Source organism: Stutzerimonas sp. VN223-3, assembly GCF_045999685.1.
In the GTDB taxonomy this organism is placed as follows: domain Bacteria; phylum Pseudomonadota; class Gammaproteobacteria; order Pseudomonadales; family Pseudomonadaceae; genus Stutzerimonas; species Stutzerimonas stutzeri_AR.
Genome location: NZ_RBEC01000003.1, coordinates 78,580 through 104,734, shown reverse-complemented (window position 1 = coordinate 104,734; position 26,155 = coordinate 78,580). Strand labels below are relative to the sequence as shown.

Sequence of the window (26,155 nt, the reverse complement as noted above, 5' to 3'; positions counted from 1 at the left end):
GGGTCGCCCGTCCACCGTTTGCAAGTGTGGACGGGCCTCCTCTCAGCTGGAGGAGGGTAGGCTGAGCAGCGCCTCGGTGATGGACTCAGCCAGGTACTCGACGCAGAACACGCCGCCGTGGGTCCAGGTCGACCGCATGTCGGCGAAGCGTTGCTGCCGGACGAAGGGCATCGCTTGCCATAATCGGCTACCGAACAGACGGTCCTGACGGGGAAAGGGCTCGATGTGCAAAACCGCCCCATCCTCGATCTCGCCCAGCACGGCCACCGGCATCTGTATGTTGCCCCAGCGACTGACGGGTACCGGGTGGGCGGAACGCAGCCCGAGCAGCTGCATCGCATGCTGCGGCATGGAGTTCGGGCCGAATATGAGGACGGTCGTCGGCGAGGAGAACCGGACGACCGACAGGTCGGGCAGTTCGCCACCGAAATGTGCGAGCAGTCGCCCACGCATCTCGGCAATATGCGCCTCCATCTCTGCCAGCTGCGCCTGTGCACGGGCTGTGCGGCCCAGAAGATGCGCGAGCTCCAGGTAGTTTTCCCGCTGCATCACAAGGTTGTCGCGCTCCTGAGTGAAGTCCCCGAACGACACCACCGGCGCGATGCGCTCAAGTTTGGGGCGCAAGTCTTCGAGCAGCGGCGTGATCAGAATCAGATCCAGATTCAGCTGCGCCAGCAGCTCCAGGTTTGGCTCGGTGCGCGTTCCGACGCCAATCGCCGAGGCGGGCAGTTTCGGTCGCACCACCCAGGCGCGGTAATCGTCGGCATCGGCCACCGCGACCGGCTCGACGCCAAGCTTGAGCAGGTGCTCTACCGGCTCCCAGCTCAGCGCCGCGATACGTGGTTCTGCCGCCTGAGCGGTAGGCAGGCCGCCGAGCAGGAAGATCAGCGTCAATAGAGCGCGGCGAAACAACTTCACGACGAACGCTGCCGTGTCAGCAAAAAGATGAAATAGCTGCCGCACACCACCGAGGCGACGATGCCCACCGGAATTTCCAGGGGGAACATGAGCGTGCGGCCTAGCCAATCGGCGACCAGCATCAGCATGGCGCCGAGTATGGCCGAGAGCAGCACCTGCGGCAGAACCCGGCGCGCACCCAGCATTGCCGCCATATGCGGCGCCAGCAGACCGAGGAAGGCGACCGGCCCTAGCAGGCTGGTTACAAGCGCGCATAGCAGCGACACTAGCAACAAGAGCGCCACACGGGTGACTGAGACGTCGAGGCCGCGACTGAGTGCGACCCCGTCACCGATCGAGATCAGCGTCAGCGCTCGATGGAACAACAGGCTCAAGCCGGCCAGTATTGCGATCCCCAGGCTCATCATCAACGCTTGCCAGGCCGAGACCCGGTAGGTCGATCCGGCCAGCCAGCCGAGCAGTGCCAGGGCATCCGCCGAGCCGCGAGTCAGGCCGATCTGCAAGGCGGTATTAAGCAACGCCGCCAGCGAGACCCCAACCAGCACCATGACCGCCGGGGAATAGCGGTGACGTCGTCCGAGCAACAACAGCAGTATGAGGACAAGCAGGCTACCGACGAAGGCGGCCAGCGGCGCGATCAGCCAGAACAGCGCGCTACCAAACATCATCAGCGCCACCATGACCGCGAGCGTCGCGCCTGCCGTCAGGCCAAGAATGTCGGGGCTGGCCAGCGGGTTACGCAGCAGGCGTTGCAGCATCATTCCGGCGACCGCAAGCCCGCAGCCTGCTGTCACTGCTGTGAGCATCCTCGGCCAGCGCAACGACCAGACTAGGGCGGAGGGCCAGCCCAGAACCCAGCCGTCGGGGCCACGATTCAGGCACAGGCTGGCCAGGACGATCACGACGGCCGCCAGCCCCAATACCCAGCCGCGTCGTGGTGTCAGGCGCACGGCGCCGGGCGGCAGCGCCAAGGCATGTCGGTCTTCAGCCGAGAGCTGCCTGCGTGACAACCATAGAAGGGCCGGCGCGCCGATGAGCGCCGCTGCCGCGCCGCTCGGGATCAGCTCGGCAGTCCAGCGATTCACCAGCAGCGCCAGCACATCGGCACCCAATAACAGCAACATGCCCAGCAACGTGCTGTAGAGCAGCTCATCGCGCGAGGTTCTCGCCCCGCACAGGCGGGCAAGATTAGGAGTGATCAGGCCGATGAAGCCGATCAGGCCCACCGCAGTAATTGATGCGGCGGTCAACCAGAGCGAGGCGACGAACAGCGCCAGCATCACCGGCCCCAACGTCAGACCACGCGCCTGCGCGCCTGTACTGCCGAGTTGGAGCAGGGTGAGCGGGCGCGGGGCGAGGGCGACGATCAACAGCCCGACCAGCAGTTTCGGCCACAGCCAGGCCACCCATTGCCAGTCGATCTGGCCCAGATCGCCAGCGCCCCAGATGAACAGACCCCGCGTTTGCTGGTTGTGGACCAGCAGGATGCCGGTGGCGAGCGCGCCCAGTAGCAGATTCAGCGCCATGCCGGCGAGGATCACCGGCAGACCTGCAATGCCGTGACGACCGGCAATCAGCAGTGCGAGGCCGACCGCTCCCAGGGCACCGACGAGCGCCGCCCACTCGCCATGGCTGGCAGCGAAGGCGGGGAACAGCAGCGTAGCGCCGGTCAAACCAAGCCAGGCGCCGGAGGCCGCACCAAGAGTCATCGGGGAGGCCAGGCGATTCTGCGTCAACTGTTGCAGCACACTGCCGGCGAGTCCCATGGCTGCCCCTACCAGCAAGGCCATGACCAACCGCGGCAGTACCGATAGATGAAATTCCAAGGCGGCGAAACCATCGCCAACGGGCGGCAGCAAGGTCCAGCGATTAAGCGGCCACTGGGTCATACCGAGGTTCAGGTGCAATGCAACCACCGCCAGCAGCGCCAACAATGTCAGCAAGTAGCGCGCCTGGGTCCGGCCCAGCTGCGCCCAGGCAGGAATGGTGCGGGCCAGTGATATTTCCACTCAGCTCACCACGGCAATCTTGCGCCCCTGGCCGGGCTGATCGATCAGCTCGATATCGATCTCGTACAGCGCACTGAGGCGATCGCCGGACAGCAGTTGCTCGGCGGTGCCGTCAAAGAACAGCCGTCCCCCTTTCAGCGCGACGATGCGATCGGCATAGCGCGTCGCCAGATTGACGTCGTGCAGGATTGCGATGATGCCGCGGCCGGTTTCCCGATTGAGCTCGCGCAACAGCGCCATCAGCTGGTACTGGTGCGCGAGATCCAGGGCCGAGGTTGGCTCGTCGAGCAGCAAGAGTGGTGATTCCTGAGCCAGCAGCATCGCGATCCAGGCCCGCTGCCGCTCGCCGCCGGACAGGCTGTCGGCCAGGTGATCGGCAAGGTGTGCGATGTCAGTCTGCCGCAGCGCTCGCTCAATCACCTGGCTGTCCTCAGCCTGCCAGCGCCCGAGCAACCCTCGCCAGGGAAAACGTCCCAGGCGAACCAGTTCGCGAACGGTTAAACCGGCCACCTCCGGCAGGTGTTGCGGCAGGAAGGCGACACGCCGGGCGAATTCACGTTGGCTGTAAGCTCCGAGCGGCTTGCCTTCCAGGTCTATACGCCCTGTATCGGGTGTGAATTGGCGCGCGATGAGGTTCATCAGCGTCGACTTGCCCGATCCGTTGTGTCCAAGGATGACCGTGAACTGGCCTTCGGCGAGCTGCAGGTGATCTAGCGCCAGGATTATTCGGCCATCGCGGCGTACCTGGATGTCGTGCAGGTTCAGCATGCGACGATCAGCTCTTCGCGCAGGCGCCGTGTCCGCTCTTCCGGCTTGAGTTTCGGGCAACTGCTGCAGGGCTCGCCATCGGCACGACGAAAGTGTTGGCAGCAAACCTTGCGACCGAGTGCCAGGCATTGGCGACTATCGCTGAGGCATATCTCGACCAGCGAGCCACCACCAGGCAAGGCCATGGCCTCCAGCCAGCGCGCCTCGATCTCGTGCAAGGCCTCGTTGGTCACCGATGCGCGCGGCTGCACCAGCAACAACGCTGCGCGCAAGCAATCGGCGACCAGCAATTTCGCCATTTTTGGGTGGATCGAGGACACCTCGTTGAATTCAACGAGCTGGTCGTCGACGAACCGGCGCAGATGATTGGCGGCACAGGCGATCAGATCGGATTGGGCGCCACGGCATGGGCGGTGTTCCGGCAGGCGAAAACCGCAAACGGAGCCATCGCGCATCGATTGTCCCATCTGCGCCAGAGACGGCGCCCGAGCACAAAGATGAACCGCAAGCAGGCTGAGATAGATTGGTTGCCAGACCAGCAGCGACCAACTGCGTGCCGACCAGTAATGGGCGCCAGCCTCTGGATGGGCGTGTTGCCAGTGGGCATGAAGAGCGGCTACCCGCGCCTGATTGCCAGCGCTGCCGCACTGTAGCTGATCACTGCTCGCCGGCCCGACCTCGCCCGTTAGCCCGGGGAGCGCTCTGGCAGCGACATGTAGAAGTTCGATGAGGTCGTGGCAGTTCTGGGGCATCGTGTCGAACCCGACAGCGCCGACTGGCAGCGTATGGCCGCCGAGCCGATCATTGAAGACACGATCAGTTTACGCCTGTAATTGAGAATGATTCAAATCTGCGCTGATGTTGATTCACGCTATCGCAGTTACGAAGATCGGCCAGCGCCTTTGGATAAAGTCAATAGGGCTGCCGTCCCGTTGATACCTCACTCTGCTTTTCACGCGCCGACTTTGCGGCTACGGCAGCTGTTGGACAACGAAGCCGGCAACGATGGCAATTACGAGGCCGACGAGCAGACCCAGGCGCAAGGAGGGCCTTTCGGTGGCAATCGGCGGCGCCGCTTTGGCGCTAGCGCCGGGCGTAGCGGTGGCACGTAGCGGGTTTGGAGTGGCCGGTCGAGGTGTGGCAGGTTTTGCTTTGACGGCGACAGGCAGGTCGGCGGCGCGTATGAACAAAGTGGCATCTTCGTCGATCGTTTCCGGCACGGCGACTTTTGGCCCAATGACTAACAGCGTGGTGCTGCCCAGTTGTATCTGGTCGCCGGGTTGCAGCACGGTGGTTGTGACCGCCTGATGATTCACTTTCAAGCCATTGGCCGAAGCTAGATCCTTCACCTCGAGGATGTCGCCTTTGAGATAGAACTCCGCGTGCCGGCGCGACAATTCCGGATCACTGAAGCAGAGCTCGCACTTGGCCGAACGGCCAAAAGTCATCGATCCGGTGACGTGGTACTTGTGGCCCTGGTTTTCGCCCTGCACCACTTGCAGCAGCCAGCGCGGTGCTGCACCTGCTTTGACACCGGCTTTGGCCGGGTCGACGATCTGCAGTTCCAGTGTGCCCAGGCGCACAAGGTCGCCGGAGCGGACCTGGTAGCGCTCGCCAATTTTCTCTTCGTTGACGTAGGTGCCGCCTGGCGTGCCAAGGTCGGTCAAGTAATAGAAGCGGTTCTCTTGGTATAGCTCCGCGTGAAAGGCGCCGATGCCCGTGTCGTCGAGCACAAGGTCGTTGCCAGGGGCCGCACCGAAGGTGAAGCGTTCATCAGCGAGCCAGACGGGGGCCTGACGATTGTCAACGAAGTGAATTCTGAGCATCTTTACATTTACCTTGCACTGAAAGGCTTCTTCGGCTTGCGGGTTACGCCCGCGCCTTGGGTCACTGCTTGAATATTCGATTCCACAGACGCTTGATCGGATTGTTCGGCGCCTGGGGAGGTTGACTTGAAACCCGTGCGCTGTTCGATGAACGCGGGGCGGGAGCTCGTGCCGCCAGTTGAGTCGCGCGCGCTTTGGCGACCCGTTGCGGATGGCCGTCACGCAGCGCGACCAGCGTGTCGTTGCCCGGATCGGCTTCGAGCCCCTGCTGGATATATTCGAGCGCCTGGGCATAGTTGCGAGCACTGTATGCCGTTTCGCTGAGGTCGATATAACGCCGGGCGACCTGGTGCAGGCCTTCACGCGCAGATGTATTGTCCGGCGCCCAGCCGATCACCTGGCGGTAGTAGTGGGTGGCGCTGTCCTCGGCGGGCTCGAGCAACTGGTCATTGGCCAGGCGCTGCGCTGCCAGTTCCAGATACTCGGCGATGCGCGCCTCGAGGATTCGTTTCAAACCGTCGAGGGCCTGGGCATTGTCAGCATCCAGGCGCAAGGCCTCGCGGAAGTAGTAGTCGGCGTTATCAAACGCGGGCGTCAGCAGTTTGCCGTTGGCCAGCCGCTGCTCAGCGCGGACCAGGTAGTCGCTGACCTGGCTGTGCCGATACCACTGAAAACCACCGACGCCCATCGCGACCGTCAATAGCAGCACTGCAACTGCGGCTACCCAGCGGCGTGCATGTCCACCGTGAACGCGCCGCTTGGCCGGTCGGTTAATCGTCATGGCCGGCGCGATGCGGGTCAGGTCCATATCCGGCTCGGTGAGGGTATCTATGGCGGCCAGCAGTTCACGGCAGTTGGCGAAGCGAGCGTTCGACTGCTTGGCTAGCATGCGCTCAAGCAGCGATTGATAAGAGGCCAGTGCCGGCGGCAGTTGCGGTGGCGGCATCTGCACATGGTTGAGGACGGTCTGCGGATAGCTGGCAGCGCGAAACGGGTTGGTGCCGGTGAGCGTCTCGGCAAGGATTACACCGAGGCTGTAGATGTCGCTACGTGCATCGAGCGGCTCGCAGCGCGCCTGCTCTGGGCTGCTGTAAGCCGGGCTGCCGACGGCAATGCCGAAGTGGGTGAGTTCATTATCCAGCTCGACTGCCTTGGCCACACCGAAATCGGTGAGCACTACGCTGCCGTCGTCGCGAAAGAGGATATTGGCGGGTTTCACGTCGCGGTGAACCAGTCCGCTGTCGTGTACCACTGCCAAGCCACCAGCCAGTTGGCGGACGATGTCCAGTGCGCGCGACGGCGACAGTACGGTGCCGCGGTACTGCGCCAAGTCGCCGCCACCGAGGTATTCCATCGCCAGGTAATGGCGACCGTCGGCGATCTGGTCGATGTCGTGGATGGTTATGATCGCGGGATGGCGCAGTGAGGCGACAATGTGTCCTTCCTGGATGAAACGTTCGGTGAAGGCTTCGTCCTCAGTGTGCAGCAGCACTTTGAGCGCTACCTCCCGGTCCAGCGATAGCTGGGTCGCCAGATAGACTTCGGCCATCCCGCCTTTGCCCAAGCGCTTGTGCAGCCGATAGCCGGGTACCGCTAGCATCCGTTCCGTCATGAATTTCGGCTCTACTTCTACGACTTAAGAGGTTTAAAAAGCTTGTTGAGGAGCCGCCGGCCACGCGATTCGACCGCTGACGACGACATCGCATGTCCGAGCACGATGCAGGAGATATTGTCGCGCCCACCTTTAGCGTTCGCTTGCTCGATCAGTTGCTCGACCATGGCTTCGAGCGTATCGGCGGCGGTGCACTGGGCATGGATCTGGGTATCGGTGAGCTCATTGGTCAGGCCGTCGCTGCACAGCAGCAACAGCTCGTTGGCGTGTAGCATGCCGCTCGCAGCGCCGACCGCAAGGGCCTCGTCGCGACCCAGACACTGCAAAATGATGTTTTTCCAGCGGTGGTTTTGTGCATCGGTGGGGTCCAGCTCACCGGCATCGACCATCGCCTGCACCCAGCTGTGGTCGCGGCTCAGCGGCACGATATCGTCTGCGGTGACACGATAGGCGCGGCTGTCGCCGACCCAGGCGAGCTCAAAGCTGGTGCCATTAAAGTGCGCTGCGACGATTGTCGTACCCATGCCGTCTTGCGCTGCGGCTTCGAGCACGGCGCGGTTGGCAACATGAACAGCCGCCTCCAGCGAGTCACCTCCGGCCACTGCCTGTTCCAAGACCTGCAAAGCCAGGGTGCTGGCGATTTCGCCGTACTGGTGGCCTCCCATACCGTCGGCCACCGCCCAAAGACCAAGTGCCGGGCAGCAGAGGAGGGCGTCTTCATTATGGTCGCGCGTCCTGCCAGGCGAGGTAAGCCCGGCGAAGTCCAGCAACGAGGCAGATACGATACGAAGCATGCGAAGGCCAGTTCCTTGTTCCTGCGGCACAACTATCGGAAAGTCATGCCCAGCATGATGCTTCGGGCATACGCCACTGTCACCGCTTGCACGCCAGCGATACGGCAAACTGTTAACCAATCGGCCTCTTGGTGCTGCTGCGAAGGGAGGGCGCTCGTATGATCCGGTAGGTAAGCGTTCACTCAGCTTTGTTGCAGCATTGATTTGCAAGCTACGAAAACCGTTTCTCCTAAAGTCAGCTGTCTCCCGTGGGAATAATCGATATTCGACCATTTTTCTCTAAAATCGCGAACTTGATTTGGTCGAGGCGTGTAAGTCCATGCGAGTTACGAGCTGCCTCTAGAATATCGGACTCATCAAGGCGCGCCTTCTCGATCCGCCTTTTCAGTACTTCGCCATCCTGAACAATGATGATGGGATTGCCATCCATTACTTTGGCGATCCGGGGTGAACGGCGCTTGATTAAAGACAATATTATGTCCATTACAACCAGCGAGACTATGACCACGATGGCATTGGTCACGGAGAAGTCATCGCCCAGCAAGGCCTGCTGCGTCGCTTCGCCAATAACAAGAAGCAGCACGAAATCGAATGTTGTGATTTCAGAAAGTGTACGCCGACCGGCGATTCGAAAAATGACGAGAAGGGCCAGATATATCACTGCAGCACGAAGGACTGAATCCATTTTGCCGACCCTTTATGGATAGATGAACTGGCCAACCTCGACGCTCTGGTCACCAGAGCGGATGCTTGTTTTCACGGGACCTATCCCCGTCGCGCGCAACGCGAAATAGGCGGTTGCCCGGCCTTCGGAATCAGGTTTGAGCTCAAGTCTCATTCCGTCACCGAACCCCCCTGCATTGGCTGGTTCTGGTTGTATGCCTTCGACTGTAAAGCGCTGAAGTAGCGCGCCGTCGATAATGAGCCAGACCTTTCCTTGTTCATCCGCTTTCGCTTTCACGACCATCTCGTTGGACGCGCCGTTCCGATCGAATCGATCGTATTGAACCCTCAGCTCTCCATTGGACGAGACGGCTTCCGTCTTGCTCAACGGGCCTGTTCCGAACAAGCCCAGCAATGCCACGAGCACGACCAGAAAAAGCAGGCACCAGCCAATACGTTCGACCCGCCACAGCTTGACCTGCAAAGGCATATCTTCCTGGACAGGGAAGCTCCTACTGCTCAAGTCATCGTTTTGGCTAATCATTGTTTGGCTCGGTAGTTGATTATTGTCGGTAGAGCATGTGAGACGAGACGAAGTTCAGCCCTATGGAAGCTTCGTAAAGCATTGGCTACCGTTACGCTGCTTTACGGCTGACCAAGCCTAAAACCCGCATGACCTTTACGTATTGCTCTGCTAACCCAATATTAATTGGTGAGCGACGCTATCGTTTTTGATGACGAGCCGGCTGCTGGACGTGGAAATTTTCATAGAGTTCGGCTTCACTGTCGCTGAGGGGCAGGACCGCGGATCTTCGACCGAACCTCGGATGAAACAGCGTTTATATAAGAAATGCCAATTCAGATAATAATAAAGCGATGGAGAATTTTATGAGCGATGCGTTGAAGTTTGAAGATGCCTGCCGAATACTCGAAGCATCCTTTGCGCCCTTGCGATGCTCATGCAAAAGAGACGAGGCCGGTAAGGTTGCGATAAGGATATTTGACGTTTCAGATGTAACCAGATACTCAATAAGTGACATTGAAGCTAAGCGCTTAGCTTCAATAAGAGGCGTTGCGCAAATGGCGCTTGAATTGAGGCAAGCACTATCCGCGAAAGAAGTCAGCCAAAGGCATAAGAAACTAAAAGCTTAGAGGGTCTTTCAGGCCAGAAAAGCGGCGGTAATTTTGCCAATGGCCGCGAAAAAGCATCCGAGCCAGCAAGAAAAGGTGGCCAAACAATCATGGCGGTGGCCGCAACTCATAGCGTCGCTTAGCCGCACGAATGGAGAGCCCGCTTATTTGCGGGTTCTCTTCGCTGAGTGCATTCGAGACTAGCTGGACGAAAAATTGAACCGGTACTGCAATGCGGTGCATTGTGATTTAAACGTGGCAATTCGACGCTGCGTTGCGCTCGGCCTCGTAGCAGAACTGACGTATACCGCCTCTTTGGCTGAACGCGGTAGCCGATTACGCTCAGCGGCTCATGCCGCACCTAGCCGCTAATAGCAGCTAATACGCCGACAACGCTGAACAGGCCACCAAGGGGCATCACCCAGCGTTCCCGCCATGCGAGTGTCAGGCTAACCACCAGCCCAGCGAACATCAGTTGTCCGAAGCAGACGACCAGACCGATCGATATCCCTAACGATTTCGAATCCAGGAGGAATGAGCCGAGCAACGGTCCCATCGCCAACACACGCAGCCAGTTCTGCCGATTGGGTGTCGGGGCGGTATTGAAAAGCACGCGGTGATGCCGCGTCATTGCAAGGCAGAGCATCAACATTCCCAGATAGGCCAGGGCGAAAGCCAGCGTGGTCATCGTGTCAGCTCCTGCTCTGGAGTCACCGAGCGCATTCGTGCGGGGTTTCGCCCGTGCCGGCGACGAAGCGAGCTCCAAGCGCACAGCGCACCCACCATCAACAACACCATATCAACTCCAGCTAGCATCAGATCGCCGCGGGCGAGGCTCGCCAGCAGATGTCCCTCCGGTGCGGTCAGGCCATTGAGCAACGGTAAACCCAGCGCAAGTGCCGCCAGCAGAGCCAACATCTGTCGCGACAATCTAAGCGAATGCCGGCGCCCAAGATAGGCGACGACAGCCACGGCTAGCCAAGTCAGCGAGAAGCACCAGGCCTCGGCGGAACCACGCGCGGTCATTGCATCGGGCAATAGACGATTCGCCCAGAGCAATACGAGGGAGGCGATTGGTAAGCCGAAGAAGACCGCACCGTTGAGCGCCCGGACGACGTTCAGCCCTCGAATCTGGCGCCCCTCTCGCTTACGCAGCCATAGGCCGGTGCCGGCAATCAGCATGGCGCAGCCCGCCAGCCCTAACAGCCCGTACAGCACCCGCACGATTTGCCCACCGAACTGCGCCATATGCAGTCCGATCAGCCATGTATAAGCTCGATGGCCGGCCGGTGCCTGCTGTTGGTGGAGGAGCTCGCCGGTGGTCGCGTCGTAATTCAACGTATCCTGCGGCGAGCCGATGCGCGACGGATCGCGGCGATAGACGCTGACCACTGCGGACGCATCTGCCGGATGCTCGACGATAATCCAGCCGGGCTCACCATTTCCCCAGTGCTGACGCGCATTGGTGATCAGTTCGTTCAACGGAACCATTTTCCCAGCGGGCTGGTGTAGTTCATTACGGTGGTAGCCGCCTTGTACCTCTTCGAAGAAGGCGAGTGGATCACCTCCATACGCCACCAGCGCGCCGGCGGGCATGTAGGACGCAACGAACACCGCCACGCCGGTGTAGGCAAGTATCAAATGGAACGGTAGGCCAATGACGCCGAACAGGTTATGGGCATCGAGCCAGGCGCGCTGGCCGTTGGCTTGCGGGCGCAGGGTAAAGAAGTCCTTGAAGATTCTTCGATGAATGATAATTCCCGATACTAATGCCACCAGCATGAACATGCCGGCCAAGCCAACGATGTACATGCCGATCGAACCGGCTTGCAGGTTGTAGTGCAGCGTAAAAAAGAATTCGCCGCCCACTGTTTCGGGTATCGGCTCGCCGCTGCGGGGATCGAATGCGACGCGGCCGCGGGCTCCGGATGCATCTTCCTCCCAGCCTAGCTTCCAATAAGGTTCACGCTCGGTCGGGCCGTGCAACCAATAGGCGTGCAGCGGTTCGTGAACATTCGCCTGGACCCAGGCATTGACGTGATCGGCTGTGATTGCCGTCGCCGTCGGGGTGTGCAGGGCAGGGCGCATCCAGCGTTCGATCTCCTTATCGAAACAGGCGAGCGTGCCGGCGAAAATAATCACGAACAACAGCCAACTAGGCAGCAGTCCGCCCCAGGTATGCAGTCCCGCCATCGACTGACGCAGGGTCATGGCCGGCTCCTCCATTCGACAGGGAGATAGGCCGCCAGGCAGAAAACCGCGGCCAGCCCCGCAAACAACACCCAGGCGCGCATGGCGCTGCGGGCCGCGAACGCATAAATCGCCGCGGCTACCCAGACCGCGAAGCACAGCAAGCTGGCGGTTACCACTCGATCCGGCCTGGACATCGGTAGGTACACGGAAAAGAACGCCGTGAAACCATAGGCCAATGCATAGCCGCCTAGGAGGGCCGCCGAGATGCGCCCAGCCAGGCTGGCGCGGCGGGAAGATACAAATGTATTCATCGGTCTTGTCTCCCGTGCCGGCCCATCAGAAGCTGTAGCTTGCAGTGCCGGCTACCGTGCGGCGGCTGCCGAGGAAGCAATCGCCACGCGACAGGCAGGTGGTGTAGTAGGACTCGTCTTCCAGGTTGGTGGCGTTGAGCATGAATGTCCGGTCCTGATAGCGGTAGCCGAGCATGGCGTCGAAGAGAGTAGTTGAGGGTGTTTTAAGCGTGTCGGTACCGCCCCAGCTTGCGCCGACGTAGCGCACGCCTGCGCCCGCACTGAAGCCAGGGATACCGAACAGTTCGAAGCGATGCTGCGACCAGAGCGAGACCATGTCTTCTGGAATTGTCGCCAGGGGGCGGAACATGGGTATCTCCAAGTCCATTTATTGTTAGGGATGCGGATATTAATGCGAATACGTTGTATTTGTAACTATGAATTCAGATAAACCCGGTTATCTGATCACGCTCCACCAGCCGTGCAGATGAGAGAGAACTTCATTCCTGCCGCTGTGCTTTGCTGTTCCGACTGGCGGCTTTGCACCAATCGAGGCTTTGTAGCTCGAACCTGAAGAGGCCATTGGGGGCCTCACTGCGAGGTGAAGCATGCGAGGTGAAACCATGGATTTTCCAGCTCGGCTGCAGGCGGCAAACGATTCTGGCGCGGATGCGCCTCTGCCTGGGGATCCTGATGGTGCAAGCATCAACGATGCTCCGATGTCCGATCCCGATGAGACGGAAGTCACGGATGAGGACATCGACATGTTCGAAGACGACCCGACTATTCCAACCGAGTAGCCAGCTAAAAGCCCCGGAGTTAAACGGGGCTTTGTTTGCCGGTGGCTGAGACCGAAGCCGGAATGTGTAGCGGCCCCCACGGTTTGGCAGGCTTATCATTCGCTTCCAGGCTCGATGATTGTTATATGCAAAAAAAAACCGCAGCCGCCCGAAGGCTGACCGCGGTTTAGCGAGACCAGGTCGTTCGTCCTGATCTCTATAGCGTCATTAACGGCTGAAAGCTGCACCTGTGCCGACAACCGAAGCGGACGGCAGCAGCTGGCTGATGAAACGGTTCCAGCGAGTGATGCCGGCTGGACCAACGAACACTACGTCCTGCGGTTGGAGCGGAAAGCTCTTGGCCAGGGCGAAGGCGGTTGGGGATTTGGCATCAAGCTGGAAAACCTTGGCCTGCTCGGTCGCGATGCTTTCGGCACCGCGGATCACATACACCGCTTCGCCATCCGCCGTTTCCTGGCGAATACCGCCAGCAGTACCGATCGCGTCCATCAGGTTGAAGTTCGATGCCTTGAAGCTGAGCGCCTGCGGCTCCGTGACTTCGCCCAGCACGTAGATCTTCTTCTGATCGTTGTACGGCAGGTGCAGCTGGTCGCCGTCCTTCAGGTAAACCTGATGCAGCCAGGAATCCGGGCGGTTCAGATCGTCGAGGTTCAGCATGTATTCACGACCGTCCCGCTTGAGCATCAGGCTGGAAAGGTCAGCGGTTTCGGTATCGACGCCGGCCTGACCAATGGCCTGGACGATAGTCATCGGTGCGGTGGTTACTGGTACTTCGCCCGCAGTATTGAATGCGCCTGATAACACGACGCGCTGGCTACCGTAGCGAAGCAGGCTGACGTCTACTTGCGGGCTATCGATGTAGTTGGCGAGGCGGCGTGCGATCTCAGCGCGCAATTCTTCGATGGTGCGACCCGCGGCGTTGACATTGCCGATATAGGGGTAGAAGAGGGTGCCATCAGGACGGACAAGACGGCCATTGGCGTCGAGCTGTTGCTGCGCTCCGGACGGCGCGGTCAGTTCAGGGTGATCCCAAACGGTGATAAAAAGCAGATCGTTGGGACCAACGCGATACGCCTCGGGCTTGTAATCAAGCAATTCCTGCTTGCTGGAAGTGCCCATATCGGAAGACAGCTCGCCCTTGAGCATGTCGGGGGTGATGCGGATCAGCTGTACGGTGCCGTTCTCCGCTTCCGCGCCATTCTTGAATTCATCCGGATCAAGATATTGGCCAGGCGAAAACACACATCCCTGGAGCGCCAGTGCAGAAGAAAAAGCGAGAGCAAATAATGGTTTCATGATCTTCATCCTTGACGGAATAGTTGTTTTTACAAAGTGAAACGGCTGGATCACTTTTACTAAAGGAATGAGCGGAAATTGAATCGTCTATCGCCAACCGACAATGACATCTGTGAAAGCGTATAAAAACGAACTCAATATCTGCTTCTCCTGTGTCGCTACCGCAAGCTTGTCGAGGAGCTGTCCTCGGCTCACTAAGGGTGAGACCTGTTTCGGGCAAGCTACTGGTATCTTTCTGCTCACCCTTGCGTAACGCCTTTCACGAACGACAGAAACAAGTGCTTACTGCTCACAGTAGCCATAGACCGCTGCGTCTCTCTTGGGTTCAAGACGCCAGCACAAATGAATTGCCTTTGCGTCGTGGCGCTGGCACAAGAAAGACTGGAGTGTCGAGAAGAGATAGAAGGATTAAGCTGCGCCTAGCGAAGAGAGTTAATTGCGCATGAGTTTCGCATTCTGTGCCAGTCGCCATTCGGTGCCGGGACGCCAATATTTAACCCTTGCCAAGATCGTCTGGCCCGCTTCCGTTGTCATACTTGGAAAACTGAAGAGGCCTAATTAGGATGAAGGCGCTTCTATCATCCAGCGCAGCGTGTCGCGCAGCTCGATCTGAGGAAGCTCACCAATAAGCGAGTTCAGCTTGGCTTTGCAGCCGGATAACTTCTTGACATCGGCACTGCGAACGAAGGCTGGATTGACCCGGACTTCAAGATGGTGACCGGATATGATGCCAGCCTGCTCGAGAACGTACTGCAGCGTGTATGCCGAGCCAGAGCAGATATTGACGGTTTCGCCAATCGAAGCGGGAGTCTCAAGAAGTTGCCGATAGGCTTTTACCACCTGGCGCACATCACAGAAGTCTCGTGCGATATCCAAATTTCCCAACTCGATAACTTCCGCGCGGTGACGTATGTGCGCGACGATTTTCGGAATTAGGAATTGTTCGGCCTGGCCAATACCGGTGTAGTTAAACGGTCTGGTGATGATCAACGGCAAGTGCCCGTAATACAGCCTCGCCATGAATTCCATTGCAGCTTTGCTGACTGCGTAATCATTGGCCGGAGCCAGCACAGCTGATTCGTCCAACACGCCCTCGGTGGCGTTTCCGTAGACGTTCGCGCTACTGGCCAGGAGAACTCCTTCCAGATCTGTCGCAATTGTGCGTAATGCTTCAAGTAGATGGCGAGTGCCGAGCAAGTTGGCGTTGTATATCGCGTCAGCATCGCTATGCGCAACGAAGGACACTGCAGCCAGATGCACGACATAGGTTGGCCGGATTTCCGTCAGTAGGTTTCGCAGCGCTTGTGAGTCGTTCAGCGAGCAGCAGTGGATGGCTGAAATACACGCAGGCAATTCGCCTTTGGGTTGCCGATAGCTGAGGCCATGAACCTCGTAGCCACGTGCCGCGAGTTCTTCTGCCATATAGCGGCCAGTGAAACCGGTGATGCCCGTAATCAGCACTTTACGCATGATTTTCTCGATAGGATGAAATCCGCCCCAACGGAGTGGTTATTCCCGGTCTATGCATGGAATGTTGCGCCCGGTTAGGGTCGGCTAGGATGACGATACTGGCTTGTTCAAGCGGCATATTTTTTCACCTAATACCAGCTCCGCCTGGGTATTCAGTTGATCGAGCAAGCTGAAGATAGGCGTAACGGAGCATCTGGTACTGGGCTGAAGTGAAGCGAATGCACAGGGCAAAGGTACCGGTTGCTCTGTGCTGTTCGCTGTCAAAAACTTCAGCGCACCAGCTGTATTCGCCTATGACGACGTCAGTCGTTCAGGTCGCTCGCTATCAAAACGAAAAGCCTTGCTGATTGCGACGTAGGTCGGCATCTACCATCATGCGGCACAATTGTTCCAGCGAGGTTTTAGGTTCCCAGCCCAGCACATCCTTGGCCTTCTGGGGATCGCCAATCAGCAGATCGACTTCTGCAGGACGATAGAATTTCGGATTTACCCGCACAACGACTTTGCCGGTCGCCATGTCGATCGCCAGCTCCTGTTCGCCGGAGCCTTCCCATTGCAATTCGATATCGACTGCCTTGAAGGCCAAGGTCACGAAGTCGCGTACGGTTTCGGTACGGTTGGTTGCCAGCACGAACACATCGGGCTCATCGGCTTGCAGCATGCGCCACATCCCTTCGACATACTCCTTGGCAAAGCCCCAATCGCGCTTTGCGTCGATGTTGCCCAGTTCGAGCACATCCAGTTGACCCAGTTTGATCTTAGCTACCGAATCGGTGATTTTGCGGGTCACGAATTCACGACCGCGAAGAGGCGATTCGTGATTGAACAAGATGCCGCTGCAACCGAAGATTCCGTAAGACTCCCGGTAATTGATGGTCATCCAATGCGCATAAAGCTTGGCGACGCCATAGGGACTACGAGGGTAAAACGGGGTGGTTTCCGCTTGCGGAATTGCCTGGACCTTGCCGAACATTTCCGAGGTGGACGCCTGGTAAAAGCGAATCTTGGGATTGACGATACGAATGGCTTCCAGAAGGTTCACCGCGCCTGCACCGGTAATATCCAGCGTCGTCAACGGCTGCTCGAACGAAACACCAACGAAGCTTTGTGCGGCGAGGTTGTATACCTCGGTTGCGCCTGTGGTTTGTAGCAGACGGATACTGGAGGAAAGGTCGGTAAGATCGTATTCGATGAGATGCAGGCTGGGATGCTTGTCGATACCCAACTCTTCGATTCGCCAGAAGTTAACCGAGCTGGTACGACGAAATGTGCCGTATACGGTGTAACCTTTTTCCAGCAGAAGCTCTGCGAGGTAAGCACCGTCTTGTCCTGTAATGCCCGTGATGATTGCTTTCATTTTCTTCCCTGCTATTAGATGACTTTCAAAGTGGTGTCGCACCGCTCTAATGCCGGCGCGTTTGCGCTCGAAGAGTCGGACGCGATGATCGAAAAGCTTGCAGCGGCTACTTGGCTTCGCCATTGCAACTGCAATCGATCAAGCTATTTTAAAAATATTGTGTTCGTAGCTGATCAAGACTCCTGCTTGGCGGGGCTGGCCTTTTGCTTAGAGCTTTTTTCACGCAAATAAGCGGGCAAAATGTATATCGCGTCGATGAAGTACCGCTTGGCCAGCCTGCGCGGTTCGAGACACATCCGATGAAGCCATTCGAGTCTGTACTCGCGCATCCAACGCGGAGCGCGTTTGATGGTGCCGGTAGCAAAGGAAATCGAGGCGCCAATGCAAAAACCCATTCCTGATCTTTCTTGGGGTTGGGTCAATCCCGCCAGAACTTCTCCGCGGGGCGTTCCAACTGCATAGAGCACCAAGTCGGATGGATTATTTCGAACGAACTGCAAGCAACGTTGCACTTCTTCCGGCTTTTTGATGAAGCCCATCGGTGGGTTGTAGTGATAAAGATCGATGCCAGGATAGATTTCCCGAAGCCTGTCGGCTTCCGCCGTCGCAGAGCCGATGAGCACGACGCGCAAGCGATCCTGGTCGGCCCACTTGAGCAGATCAAGGGTCAGGTCACTGCCAGGAATAGCTTCGTCTATATGTACGCCCAGACGACTTACCAGCGATAGCAAGATGCGACTGTCGCAAAGCCTCCAGCGCGCTTTTGCATAGGCATTACGCAATTCTTCGTCGCTTTCCAGTTGAACGAGGTGGTCAACATTGGGCGTTACCACAAACGAGTAAGGCTGCTTGATGCCCTCCCGAATGCAGGTCAATAAAGCTTTCTTATTGCCGGAATAAAAGTCGATTCCGAACGCTGTAGTATCACTTGACACTCATTGCTACTCCCTTGAAGGCGCCTTTGATGCCCGACCAGACGAGGGTTGGGTTTCTGAATTCCTTTATCGTCGTAACTGCCGAGAGGAGAAATGCGGAAGTAAGGGCGAAGACCGGTCCGTAGAAACGTTTGTTAAAACGAGTGGCTGCGCGGTTGCGATAGTAATGATAAAACGCTGAGCGGCTACCCAGGCTGAGTGAACCATAATGAAACAGACGGCTTTCAGGGATTACTTTTATCGAAACGCCAAAACGCCTAGCGCGATATTGCCAATCAACTTCTTCGAAATACATGAAATACGTTTCGTCCATCAGGCCGATTTCTTCGGTCAGTGCAGCTGAAAACGCAAGGCTGCAACCCATTAAATAATCCGGATTGTGCTTAGTGTCCTGGAGTTGCACCGCTTCGATGCTCTTGTCCTTTCCGAGCAGGCGGGCTTTGCCCAGGATTGGATATAATTTTCCGCCGCCATAGCATTCCAGGCGCCCGGTGTCGGCACTCAGCACTACCGAGCCGACGAATTGCCTATCGTCTCGCTGTAATGCCTCAAGTAGCGGCGAGAATGCGTCGCTATCGACATAAGTGTCGTTATTGACGACCCAAAAATATGTGGGCTGCAAATTTTCCATCGCCCAGCGCAGGCCGTAGTTGTTGCCCCCTGCATAGCCGCTATTTTCCGGATTGCTTAGCAGCGTTACCTTCCGGTACTTCTTTTCATCCAGCCATTGCTGAAAGGCGAGGGCGGATCCGTCCTGTGAGTCGTTGTCGACAATGACAATGTGGTCGACTGTCGAACAATGAGCGAGCAGGCTTTCAGCGCAGCTGATGGTTTCAGTAGCAGCTTTGTAGTTGAGAATAAGTGCGACGTTCATGTACTCGTTCCTTGCTGCGAAGATGGCGTGCTCTTAGAGCGTGTATCACGAAAAGCATGACAATGACCGGTTGCAGGTATTCAAATAGTCCGTTGAGTGGCCAAATAACAAAGAAAGCGAGCATCACGGAATAGCTGAAACTCATATCAGGATGTATGTTGCGAGCGATACGCTGGTAAATATAGAGAGTCAGCGGCACCACCAGGAAGGTCAATAGCCCGAAGCGAAACAGCGTGCCTAATATCCCGACATCTGACAGGAAAAAATGTTCGCCAAAGTAGGGAATGAAGCCGTCCTGCCACATCAGCGAAAGCGATCCACTAGGCAGCCAGTTGACGAGATCCAAATGGCTAAATATCGATGCGATCGTATTGGAGCGCACGCTGTCTTCGATATCGCCATCTAGACTGCTTTCGTAGAAATCGAGATTCAAACCAAAATGTTCTAACAGTTCGGGGTAGAAAAAAACCGGCGATAATAGCAAGCAGAGGGATGCAGCCCACACAATGGCTTTGGCCCTAAGACAGAAAAGCGTAAAGGCCAGGCAGAGTACGATGAGCTGGCGAGTCTGCGTCGCGAAAACCAGCGTCAGTAGTAAAATCACTGCAATTAATAGATAAAAGTTTTTCTGCCGTTGTTCGCCGTTGATGGGCGATACTCCTTTTGACCACACCTGAATGCAATAGAAATAGGAAAAGCAAATTAAGAAAGGACCGATTGACGAGCGATCGGGGCGATCCCACGATGTTTGTTCTTCACGCCAATCAGGTAACAGGCCGAACTTGAAACACCACGAAAGGAATACGGCGATGAGTGCGGCATAAAGGATTGAGCGCTCGAACTGTAGAGTACTCAAGTGCTTTGCAAGCAATAACAAAGGCACGAAACCAAAGGCGAACAGGATTCGCCGTTCCTCGATCAGACCATAGGTTATCGGTTGGCCGTAGGTATAAAAAGAAAATATCGCCGGCAACACGGTAAACACCAGAACACTGTAGAAGGCGTAATACATCAGGACGCGGAATTCTCTGGAAGCGTCCTCGGTGCTGGCAAGAATCAACAGCAGCGATGCCCCTAAGCAAACGGCTAGATAAGCCTCGTTGAGAAATTTGATACCGATAGGGTTGTGCGTGCTGTCGCCAAAAACAGAGAAATGCAGAACGACTACCAGAACCATCAATGGCAAATAAAAGAGTTTTGAGCTGATGTTTGTCATCACCTGAGTCCTTAGGTGCTTTTCCATGATCCAAACTAACTTAACCGCAACAAACTAAAGCTTTTTTAACATTGCCATGCTGATGCCTTCGATGCGTCGGTACGCTACGAGTCGTGCGGGTGGGTCAATAAATCCCCGACTCCTGTGTGCGCTTGTGAGCGAAGCGTTCATAGCCGCCGGGTTCGAATTCCGCTCGGATTAACCCCGCTATGGCTCGTTCGCAATGTTGGACAACCAGCCTCATGGTTGGGTTGCGTAGAATGTTCAGGATTTTTAGGCTTTTCCCAAGTTTTTTGACTGGTTTCGCATCGTTGTCCTAACCAAAGGTTATTTGACTGGAAGATGCGAAACGGCATCGGATGCTAGCGCCGAGCCGGCATATCGCTTATTGAGGAACCTGCGTTCAGGTGCATGTTACGAACGCGGTGTCGGCCCGAATTCCGAACACTTGTTGGGAATATTCTTCAATAGAATCTCCATCTGCGGTCGGTCCTTGCCACCGATGGGCTCGACCGCCAGCACATACTTGCCCCAGCCGGGGCCGCCGGCCCAATAGGCACTGGGAATACAGTTTTCGTTGAGGTAGGCTAGCAGGTTGTCCATGGCAGCAAGCATCGATTCGGAATGTCCGGGTACACCGTATTCGCCTAGAAAGCCTTTCAAATCATGTTCTTTCAGCCACTCTACGAAAGGTCGGGCACGTTCCACGCCTAGCATTGGATCGATGGTTTCGTCGGCTGCGTAGCGACCGGAAAAATCCTTGTCGAAGTACAAATGACCCTCATAGACGATCTTGTCCGCCGGGTCGTCGATCAGAAAGTCTTCATTTACGTTTCGCCAGTGAAAAGTACTGGCCCATCGGTCGCCTTCGACAAATATCAGCGTTTCCATGTCCACCTCGCGGATCGCGTCGACCGCAGCCTGCGCGGCGGCGGGCCATAGTCCCTTGGTGGAATGTGGCTCATTCATTATGTCGTAGCCCAGCAGCGCTGGATGGTCCTTGAACGTTTCGGCGAGCTTGCGCCATACATTGGCGTAGGCCTTGTAAGGTACGTCGGGAGAGCCAATCAACTCGCCTTTGTATCGAGCATAGTTATGCATATCCAGAATGATTTTCTGATCATGCTGTGCTGCAAAATCAAGCGTTCTTTTTAACAGGCGGATCTGATCGAAGTTAACACCCTTGTCCAGGTCGTGCTGCAACCGTTCCCAAATGAAAGGAAAGCGGATCAGGCGAATATTCTTGTCTGCGTAATACTTGAAATATTTTTTTTCTGGGTAGAAGTAGTTGGTGCCGAGTTTCCCAGGCGTTATATGTGGCGCAAAGTTGGCGCCCGACATATTGATGCCGACCAGATCGATCCCCTTTTTTTCTCCGCTGGGTTGAGCCTGCGCGCATACCGCACAGCTAATCAGTGTCAGGCCAGCAACGAGTCGTATTGCACTGAACAAAGGGGAAAGAAAATTACGTTCCATACTTACCTTGATCTCCAATGAATTCGTAGCGGCTCGGCTAGCACTCGGCTTGTGCAAATAAAAAACCGACGCGAGCAATTCCTGCGACGAAAGCGTCTGAATGGTCGTTACGGATCATTGATAGCAGACATGCTGTTGCCCGACATGCAGAGCATGTCGGGCGCACGCATCACTTGCTTTGATATTCGTACTGGTAGTAACCGTATTCGCTATAGTTCGACGCCTTGCGAATCACGGCGTTGAAGATCACGCCCTTGACCAGCAGACCGTTCTGCTCGAGACGGCGCTTTGCAAACTCGATTTCCTTGACCCCGTTCAGGCCGTAGCGAGTCACCATTAACGTGGTCCCTGCCTGGCTGCCGACGAGGGCGGCATCGGTAACGGCGAGAATCGGTGGGGTGTCGAAAATCACCAGGTCATACATGCTGCTGATTTCCTTGACGAAGCGAGAGAAATTCTCGTGCATCAACAGCTCTGACGGGTTTGGCGGCACCTGGCCGTGAGCAATCACGTGCAGATTGTTCAATTGAGTTTTCTGGATGGCGTCGAACAGAGTGATGCGGCCCGACAGGATATCCGAAAGCCCTTTTTCACCTTGGCAGCGCATGACCTTGTGCAGGTAACCCTTACGCATGTCGGCGTCTACCAGAAGAACCTTCTTGCCGGACTGCGCAATCACCGCAGCGAGGTTGCTGGTCACGAATGACTTACCCACTGCCGGGCTGGGTCCGGTGATCATCAGGATGTTGTTCTTCGCCTCGATCATGGCGAAGTGCAGGCTGGTGCGCAGGCTGCGCATGGCTTCAGCCGCCAGATCAGCCGGATCATTGATCGACAGCAAATACGAGGCGTTGCTCTTGTCACGCTTGAAGTTGGCCAGTCGCTTTTCCAGCAGGCCCTGCTTCTCGCTGAAGGGGATTGCCGCGTAAACGGGGATGCCGACGCGCTCGATTTCTTCCGGGTTCTCCACGCCACGCTTGAGCGCCTCGCGGATGTAGACGAATGCTACCGCAAGTATCCCGCCGAGCAGGGTGGCGACGATCACGATCAACGGCTTGTTCGGCTTCACTGGGTCGTCGATGTCCGCAGCCGCGTGGTCGACGATATGGACATTGCCCACGGTGCCGGCACGGATAATGTCCAGTTCCTGAGTCTTATTCAGCAACATGGCATAGGTTTCGGACGACACCTCGACGTCACGGTTCAGGCGCAGCAGCTCCTGCTGGGTCGAGGGCAGGGTGCCGATCTGCTTCTCCAGTTCAGCCTTCTGCGTCTGCAGCTGATTGATCTGGTTCATCAACGCCTGGAAGTTCGGATGCTGCCGGGTGAAGCGTCGCTCCATCTCTGTGCGCTTGAGGTTCTGCTCGGAAATCTGCTTTTCCAGATCGACGATCCGATCAAGTACCGACTGGGTCTCGGCTGAAATGTCCACGGAACGATTGCCGGTCTGGTATTTGTTCAGCGCCGTCTGTGCGGCATCGAGCTTTCTGCGAACTTCCGGTACTTGCTCGCTGAGGAATTCCAGGCTCTGGGTCGCTTCGGCGGCATTGCGCGCAATGTTCTGGTCCACATACCGCTGGGCCACTTCTTCCAGAACCAGAATGGCCTTCTCTGGATCGGCATCTTCGAGGGTCACGCTGACGATACCGGACTGCTTGCCACGCTCACCGGCAGCCAGGCGTTCCTGATAATTTTGCGTGGTGGCGTAGGTGCGGTTCTTAGTCACGCTGAACGTTGTACCCGGACGGGCATTGAGCTCGGCGACGGTGATGCCGTATTCCGGTGTTTCAACCGGCTCGCCAACCACGCCCTGAGCAACCACCTCACCGTCGGGATCACGCAGGATGAAGCCATTGTTCTCCGCGGCTTCCAGCGTAAGTTCTTCGCCATGCATCTGGTCCGGCACGATCAGTTGAGTGACGCGTAATGATTCACCGCCCCAGGCATAGGATTCGAAACCAGCTGGGTACCAGCCCAGCTCGTTTTCTTCCGACGGCTCGAAACGGCGGAAAATAAAGCCGCCGACAAGAGGGAAGTGGTGCGGTTCGATGATGATGTCGAGATTCAATGCTTCCACCGCGCCGCCGACAACGGAGCGCGATTTGAGCAGCGCAATTTCTGTTTGCGCCGGGGAAACTGCCGGAGCAGCGCCAACTACATCGGTAAGGCTCGGCAGACCGTTTTTGGGCTCGATCTGGATCATTGCACTGGCCAGATACACCGGGGTGGCAAGGAGTGCATAGGCCACACCCAGCGCCGCGAAGAAGCCGGTTATGGTGAGAATCAGGGCCCGGTTGTTGAGAAACGTATCAAAGAGGTGGGCCAGATCAATGTCTTTATCCTCTTTGGTTTCATAGATGGGTCGGGGCATGGTTGTCATTGAAGTTCCTTCTTCTTATTTCAGGTAAGGAAGCCAGCTTTCGACAGACTGTGTCAGAAGGCTGTGAACGTGTTCGAACGCGGGCTTGGATTGACGAAACGGATCGGGTATTTCCATGTCGTCTAGCCATTTGCCCATCAGAAAGGTCTTGCCATGTACTTCGGGCGCTATCTGGCGGATGTGCTGGATATGGCTCTGCTCCATGGCGAGGATCAGATCCGCCCGGTGCAGCATGTCGCTATCGACCTGCCTGGCACGATGGGCCGTATGTGCCAACCCGTGGTCCTGCAGCACCTCATGTGCGTTCTTATCCATTGGATTGCCTACTAATGCACCTATGCCTGCCGAACTGATCGCCAAGCCTTTTCCCTGAAGTCTGTGGATCAACAATGCTTCGGCCGCTGGGCTTCTGCAGACGTTGCCGACACAGACGATCAATATGTTCTGGAACATGTCGCTCAGCCTCGCAGCACTAAATGCGTGGGCGGGTTGGCGTGCTTAACGCAGAACGCAAATCTGATATTGGCTCGCTTCATTAGTTCAATCTTCCTGCTGCGCTCACGCATGAGTTTGTTTGTCGCTGTGATGGGGCTGGTCAATGCGTGCGGCAGTCAGTAGACGTCCCTGTTGAACAGCAGAGCGGGGATGGTCCGAGCGAGGATGTAGATGTCGAACCAGACCGACCAGCGCTCGATGTAGTCCAGATCGAACTCGACGCGCTTCTCGATCTTTTCGAGAGTGTCGGTCTCGCCGCGGTAACCATTGATCTGTGCCCAGCCGGTGATGCCCGGCTTGACGCGATGGCGCGCGGAGTATTCTGAAACGGCATCTTCGAACAGCACGCCAGCGGCTTTGGTGGCGGTCGCATGGGGGCGCGGGCCGACCATCGACATGCTGCCGAGGAACACGTTTAACAATTGTGGCAACTCGTCGAGGCTGGTTTTGCGGATGAAACGGCCAACGCGGGTGATGCGATCGTCGCCTCGGGTTGTCTGGCGTTCGGCATTGGCGTCGGACTTGGCGTGATACATCGAACGGAACTTGAAGACCTCGATCAGCCTGTTGTTGTAGCCGTAGCGCTTCTGCTTGAACAACACGGGGCCGGGCGAGTCGAGCTTGATCGCCAGTGCCAATAGGAGCATCACCGGAGCGGCGGCGAGCAACGCCAAGCTGGAAAGAATGATGTCTTCGATACGCTTGAACATCGGCGACCAGCCACGCAAGGGCAGGTCGGAAGCGATGAGCGTAGGCAGGCCGCCAACTTCAGTGATGCGCTTGTTGGCGTGACGGAAGGCGACCATGTCCGGAACCAGCAGTACGTTGACTGGCAGCTTGCGTAGTTCATTGATCACCTGGCCGATACGGCTGTCGGCGAACCAGGGCAGGGCGACCAGCACCTGAGTGACCTTTTCTTCACGGATCATCTGTTCCAGGTCGCGTGTATTGCCAAGCAGCGGCAGGTCGGCGAGCGTCTTTGGCAGGCGCTCCAGGCGATCATCGATAAAGCCGAGCACGCCCGTGCGAATGTCGCGGTGATGGGCCAGGTACTCGGCGACACGCACGCCATTATCAGTGCCACCAAGTATGACGGCGTTCTGCAAATACACGCCTTTCGCCATCAGGCGGCGAAACAGGGCGAGCATCATCAGGCGCTCGGCGCCGAACAGGACGATGCTAGTGACGAACCAGAAGGTCAGATGCTTGGCTTCCAGATAGCTGAACATCCCCAAGCCCTGATGCATGAAAATCAGCAAGCTGAACGCCGCGGCCCAGGCCACCAGCATGGTGCGAAAGCGCAGCAGCGTGCTGAACACTTCCTCGCTATAGATACCGACCGATTGGAAAATGACTACGCTGATGACGCCAAAGAACATTAGGAACGTGCTGAAGGTCCCTCCCCCAACAGGCAGGCCGAGCGGCAAAAACAGCAACAGTAAAACCCCTGGCAATACCGCAGTCAGCCCATGAATCAGGCGAACACTGGCAAGAAAATAATCAACGAAACTGGGGTGGGCGTACTCAAGGGTTCCAACGGACTGTAAGCGCATACAAGGCTCCTTCCTTCGGCTATTACTAGCTCAATACTCGTTTTGTCGCCGCGATCCGCGGTTCTGATGGCAGGCCGCTATCGCAACCTTCAACTGGAC

General features: G+C 57.1%; 25 protein-coding genes and 1 pseudogene. 3 read left to right on the top strand and 23 right to left on the bottom strand.

Annotated elements, in window-relative coordinates; translation table 11 throughout:
• Positions 1-42: 42 nt before the first annotated feature.
• The 9 genes from D7241_RS16290 to D7241_RS16250 form a co-directional block, all read right to left on the bottom strand.
• Positions 43-918, bottom strand: coding sequence for an ABC transporter substrate-binding protein (locus D7241_RS16290; RefSeq protein ID WP_408102418.1), 876 nt, complete (start codon positions 916-918; stop codon positions 43-45).
• Positions 915-2,927: a Fe(3+)-hydroxamate ABC transporter permease FhuB gene (gene fhuB, locus D7241_RS16285; protein ID WP_408102417.1), complete on the bottom strand. Its 2,013-nt coding sequence runs from the start codon at positions 2,925-2,927 to the stop codon at positions 915-917. The genes D7241_RS16290 and fhuB overlap by 4 nt, the downstream gene beginning before the upstream one ends.
• Positions 2,928-3,695, bottom strand: a complete 768-nt coding sequence (locus tag D7241_RS16280; protein WP_408102416.1) for an ABC transporter ATP-binding protein — start codon at positions 3,693-3,695, stop codon at positions 2,928-2,930.
• Positions 3,689-4,447: a siderophore ferric iron reductase gene (locus tag D7241_RS16275; RefSeq protein ID WP_408102415.1), complete on the bottom strand. Its 759-nt coding sequence runs from the start codon at positions 4,445-4,447 to the stop codon at positions 3,689-3,691. Before D7241_RS16275 ends, D7241_RS16280 begins: the two co-directional genes overlap by 7 nt.
• Positions 4,448-4,666: 219 nt before the next feature.
• A complete protein-coding gene (locus tag D7241_RS16270) occupies positions 4,667-5,521 on the bottom strand; it encodes an FHA domain-containing protein (protein WP_408102414.1) in 855 nt (284 codons plus the stop codon).
• A 61-nt stretch (positions 5,522-5,582) separates the two neighbouring features.
• On the bottom strand, positions 5,583-7,133 hold the full coding sequence (locus D7241_RS16265; RefSeq protein WP_408102413.1) for a protein kinase domain-containing protein: 1,551 nt from the start codon (positions 7,131-7,133) through the stop codon (positions 5,583-5,585).
• A 17-nt stretch (positions 7,134-7,150) separates the two neighbouring features.
• The gene (locus D7241_RS16260) at positions 7,151-7,927 is read right to left on the bottom strand and encodes a PP2C family protein-serine/threonine phosphatase (protein ID WP_408102943.1); all 777 of its coding nucleotides are present in this window, start codon (positions 7,925-7,927) and stop codon (positions 7,151-7,153) included.
• 235 nt (positions 7,928-8,162) lie between these two features.
• Entirely contained in the window at positions 8,163-8,612 is a 450-nt protein-coding gene (locus D7241_RS16255; RefSeq protein ID WP_255978362.1) for a DUF421 domain-containing protein, read from the bottom strand.
• 12 nt (positions 8,613-8,624) lie between these two features.
• Positions 8,625-9,074, bottom strand: a complete 450-nt coding sequence (locus D7241_RS16250) for a hypothetical protein (RefSeq protein WP_408102412.1) — start codon at positions 9,072-9,074, stop codon at positions 8,625-8,627.
• Positions 9,075-9,478: 404 nt separating this feature from the next.
• Here D7241_RS16250 and D7241_RS16245 point away from each other — a divergent pair, with 404 nt between their 5' ends.
• Entirely contained in the window at positions 9,479-9,742 is a 264-nt protein-coding gene (locus D7241_RS16245) for a DUF1652 domain-containing protein (RefSeq protein ID WP_408102411.1), read from the top strand.
• Positions 9,743-9,753: 11 nt separating this feature from the next.
• A pseudogene (locus D7241_RS16240) lies at positions 9,754-9,854 on the top strand (general stress protein); the annotation flags it as partial.
• A gap of 228 nt (positions 9,855-10,082) precedes the next feature.
• Here the strand turns inward: D7241_RS16240 and D7241_RS16235 are convergent.
• Genes D7241_RS16235 through D7241_RS16220 form a run of 4 tightly spaced genes read right to left on the bottom strand, consistent with a single transcriptional unit; the run spans position 10,083 to position 12,574 of the window.
• Complete coding sequence (locus D7241_RS16235) at positions 10,083-10,409, bottom strand: DUF3325 domain-containing protein (RefSeq protein WP_408102410.1); 327 nt, start codon at positions 10,407-10,409, stop codon at positions 10,083-10,085.
• Positions 10,406-11,932 carry a PepSY-associated TM helix domain-containing protein gene (locus D7241_RS16230; protein ID WP_408102409.1) on the bottom strand — a complete coding sequence of 509 codons (1,527 nt, stop codon included), beginning with the start codon at positions 11,930-11,932 and terminating at the stop codon, positions 10,406-10,408. The genes D7241_RS16235 and D7241_RS16230 overlap by 4 nt, the downstream gene beginning before the upstream one ends.
• Positions 11,929-12,225 (bottom strand): DUF3649 domain-containing protein, encoded by a 297-nt coding sequence (locus D7241_RS16225; RefSeq protein WP_408102408.1) that lies wholly within the window; start codon positions 12,223-12,225, stop codon positions 11,929-11,931. Before D7241_RS16225 ends, D7241_RS16230 begins: the two co-directional genes overlap by 4 nt.
• Positions 12,226-12,250: 25 nt before the next feature.
• Positions 12,251-12,574 carry a TonB-dependent receptor domain-containing protein gene (locus D7241_RS16220; RefSeq protein ID WP_408102407.1) on the bottom strand — a complete coding sequence of 108 codons (324 nt, stop codon included), beginning with the start codon at positions 12,572-12,574 and terminating at the stop codon, positions 12,251-12,253.
• 253 nt (positions 12,575-12,827) lie between these two features.
• Between D7241_RS16220 and D7241_RS16215 the strand changes: the two genes are divergently transcribed.
• Entirely contained in the window at positions 12,828-13,004 is a 177-nt protein-coding gene (locus D7241_RS16215) for a hypothetical protein (protein WP_255978348.1), read from the top strand.
• 207 nt (positions 13,005-13,211) lie between these two features.
• Here the strand turns inward: D7241_RS16215 and D7241_RS16210 are convergent, their stop codons facing one another.
• The 10 genes from D7241_RS16210 to D7241_RS16165 all read right to left on the bottom strand — a co-directional run bounded on the left by D7241_RS16210 (position 13,212) and on the right by D7241_RS16165 (position 26,056).
• The gene (locus D7241_RS16210; RefSeq protein WP_408102406.1) at positions 13,212-14,300 is read right to left on the bottom strand and encodes a polysaccharide biosynthesis/export family protein; all 1,089 of its coding nucleotides are present in this window, start codon (positions 14,298-14,300) and stop codon (positions 13,212-13,214) included.
• Between the two features lie 558 nt (positions 14,301-14,858).
• Entirely contained in the window at positions 14,859-15,770 is a 912-nt protein-coding gene (locus tag D7241_RS16205; protein WP_408102405.1) for a GDP-mannose 4,6-dehydratase, read from the bottom strand.
• 325 nt (positions 15,771-16,095) lie between these two features.
• Entirely contained in the window at positions 16,096-17,127 is a 1,032-nt protein-coding gene (gmd, locus tag D7241_RS16200; protein ID WP_255978342.1) for a GDP-mannose 4,6-dehydratase, read from the bottom strand.
• Between the two features lie 173 nt (positions 17,128-17,300).
• Entirely contained in the window at positions 17,301-18,062 is a 762-nt protein-coding gene (locus D7241_RS16195; RefSeq protein ID WP_408102404.1) for a WecB/TagA/CpsF family glycosyltransferase, read from the bottom strand.
• Entirely contained in the window at positions 18,052-18,936 is an 885-nt protein-coding gene (locus D7241_RS16190) for a glycosyltransferase family 2 protein (protein WP_408102403.1), read from the bottom strand. Before D7241_RS16190 ends, D7241_RS16195 begins: the two co-directional genes overlap by 11 nt.
• Positions 18,896-20,152 carry a hypothetical protein gene (locus D7241_RS16185; protein ID WP_408102402.1) on the bottom strand — a complete coding sequence of 419 codons (1,257 nt, stop codon included), beginning with the start codon at positions 20,150-20,152 and terminating at the stop codon, positions 18,896-18,898. Before D7241_RS16185 ends, D7241_RS16190 begins: the two co-directional genes overlap by 41 nt.
• Before the next feature lie 414 nt (positions 20,153-20,566).
• Positions 20,567-21,628, bottom strand: a complete 1,062-nt coding sequence (locus D7241_RS16180) for a glycoside hydrolase family 5 protein (RefSeq protein ID WP_408102401.1) — start codon at positions 21,626-21,628, stop codon at positions 20,567-20,569.
• Between the two features lie 169 nt (positions 21,629-21,797).
• Positions 21,798-24,008, bottom strand: a complete 2,211-nt coding sequence (locus tag D7241_RS16175) for a polysaccharide biosynthesis tyrosine autokinase (RefSeq protein WP_408102400.1) — start codon at positions 24,006-24,008, stop codon at positions 21,798-21,800.
• Positions 24,009-24,023: 15 nt separating this feature from the next.
• A complete protein-coding gene (locus D7241_RS16170) occupies positions 24,024-24,461 on the bottom strand; it encodes a low molecular weight protein-tyrosine-phosphatase (protein ID WP_255978332.1) in 438 nt (145 codons plus the stop codon).
• 158 nt (positions 24,462-24,619) lie between these two features.
• Entirely contained in the window at positions 24,620-26,056 is a 1,437-nt protein-coding gene (locus D7241_RS16165; protein WP_408102399.1) for an undecaprenyl-phosphate glucose phosphotransferase, read from the bottom strand.
• Positions 26,057-26,155 lie beyond the last annotated feature (99 nt).

Excerpts from the sequence above, each read along its gene's own strand:
- D7241_RS16220 (WP_408102407.1), bottom strand. The coding sequence starts at position 12,574 with ATGTTCCGCCCCCTGGCGACAATTCCAGAAGACATGGTCTCGCTCTGG.
- D7241_RS16275 (WP_408102415.1), bottom strand. The coding sequence starts at position 4,447 with ATGCCCCAGAACTGCCACGACCTCATCGAACTTCTACATGTCGCTGCC.
- D7241_RS16190 (WP_408102403.1), bottom strand. The coding sequence starts at position 18,936 with ATGAACGTCGCACTTATTCTCAACTACAAAGCTGCTACTGAAACCATC.
- D7241_RS16245 (WP_408102411.1), top strand. The coding sequence starts at position 9,479 with ATGAGCGATGCGTTGAAGTTTGAAGATGCCTGCCGAATACTCGAAGCA.
- D7241_RS16210 (WP_408102406.1), bottom strand. The coding sequence starts at position 14,300 with ATGAAACCATTATTTGCTCTCGCTTTTTCTTCTGCACTGGCGCTCCAG.
- D7241_RS16255 (WP_255978362.1), bottom strand. The coding sequence starts at position 8,612 with ATGGATTCAGTCCTTCGTGCTGCAGTGATATATCTGGCCCTTCTCGTC.
- D7241_RS16280 (WP_408102416.1), bottom strand. The coding sequence starts at position 3,695 with ATGCTGAACCTGCACGACATCCAGGTACGCCGCGATGGCCGAATAATC.
- D7241_RS16260 (WP_408102943.1), bottom strand. The coding sequence starts at position 7,927 with ATGCTTCGTATCGTATCTGCCTCGTTGCTGGACTTCGCCGGGCTTACC.
- D7241_RS16230 (WP_408102409.1), bottom strand. The coding sequence starts at position 11,932 with ATGACCCTGCGTCAGTCGATGGCGGGACTGCATACCTGGGGCGGACTG.
- D7241_RS16225 (WP_408102408.1), bottom strand. The coding sequence starts at position 12,225 with ATGAATACATTTGTATCTTCCCGCCGCGCCAGCCTGGCTGGGCGCATC.
- D7241_RS16165 (WP_408102399.1), bottom strand. The coding sequence starts at position 26,056 with ATGCGCTTACAGTCCGTTGGAACCCTTGAGTACGCCCACCCCAGTTTC.
- D7241_RS16235 (WP_408102410.1), bottom strand. The coding sequence starts at position 10,409 with ATGACCACGCTGGCTTTCGCCCTGGCCTATCTGGGAATGTTGATGCTC.
- D7241_RS16265 (WP_408102413.1), bottom strand. The coding sequence starts at position 7,133 with ATGACGGAACGGATGCTAGCGGTACCCGGCTATCGGCTGCACAAGCGC.
- gmd (WP_255978342.1), bottom strand. The coding sequence starts at position 17,127 with ATGAAAGCAATCATCACGGGCATTACAGGACAAGACGGTGCTTACCTC.
- D7241_RS16175 (WP_408102400.1), bottom strand. The coding sequence starts at position 24,008 with ATGACAACCATGCCCCGACCCATCTATGAAACCAAAGAGGATAAAGAC.
- D7241_RS16270 (WP_408102414.1), bottom strand. The coding sequence starts at position 5,521 with ATGCTCAGAATTCACTTCGTTGACAATCGTCAGGCCCCCGTCTGGCTC.
- D7241_RS16170 (WP_255978332.1), bottom strand. The coding sequence starts at position 24,461 with ATGTTCCAGAACATATTGATCGTCTGTGTCGGCAACGTCTGCAGAAGC.
- D7241_RS16215 (WP_255978348.1), top strand. The coding sequence starts at position 12,828 with ATGGATTTTCCAGCTCGGCTGCAGGCGGCAAACGATTCTGGCGCGGAT.
- D7241_RS16205 (WP_408102405.1), bottom strand. The coding sequence starts at position 15,770 with ATGCGTAAAGTGCTGATTACGGGCATCACCGGTTTCACTGGCCGCTAT.
- D7241_RS16180 (WP_408102401.1), bottom strand. The coding sequence starts at position 21,628 with ATGGAACGTAATTTTCTTTCCCCTTTGTTCAGTGCAATACGACTCGTT.
- D7241_RS16185 (WP_408102402.1), bottom strand. The coding sequence starts at position 20,152 with ATGACAAACATCAGCTCAAAACTCTTTTATTTGCCATTGATGGTTCTG.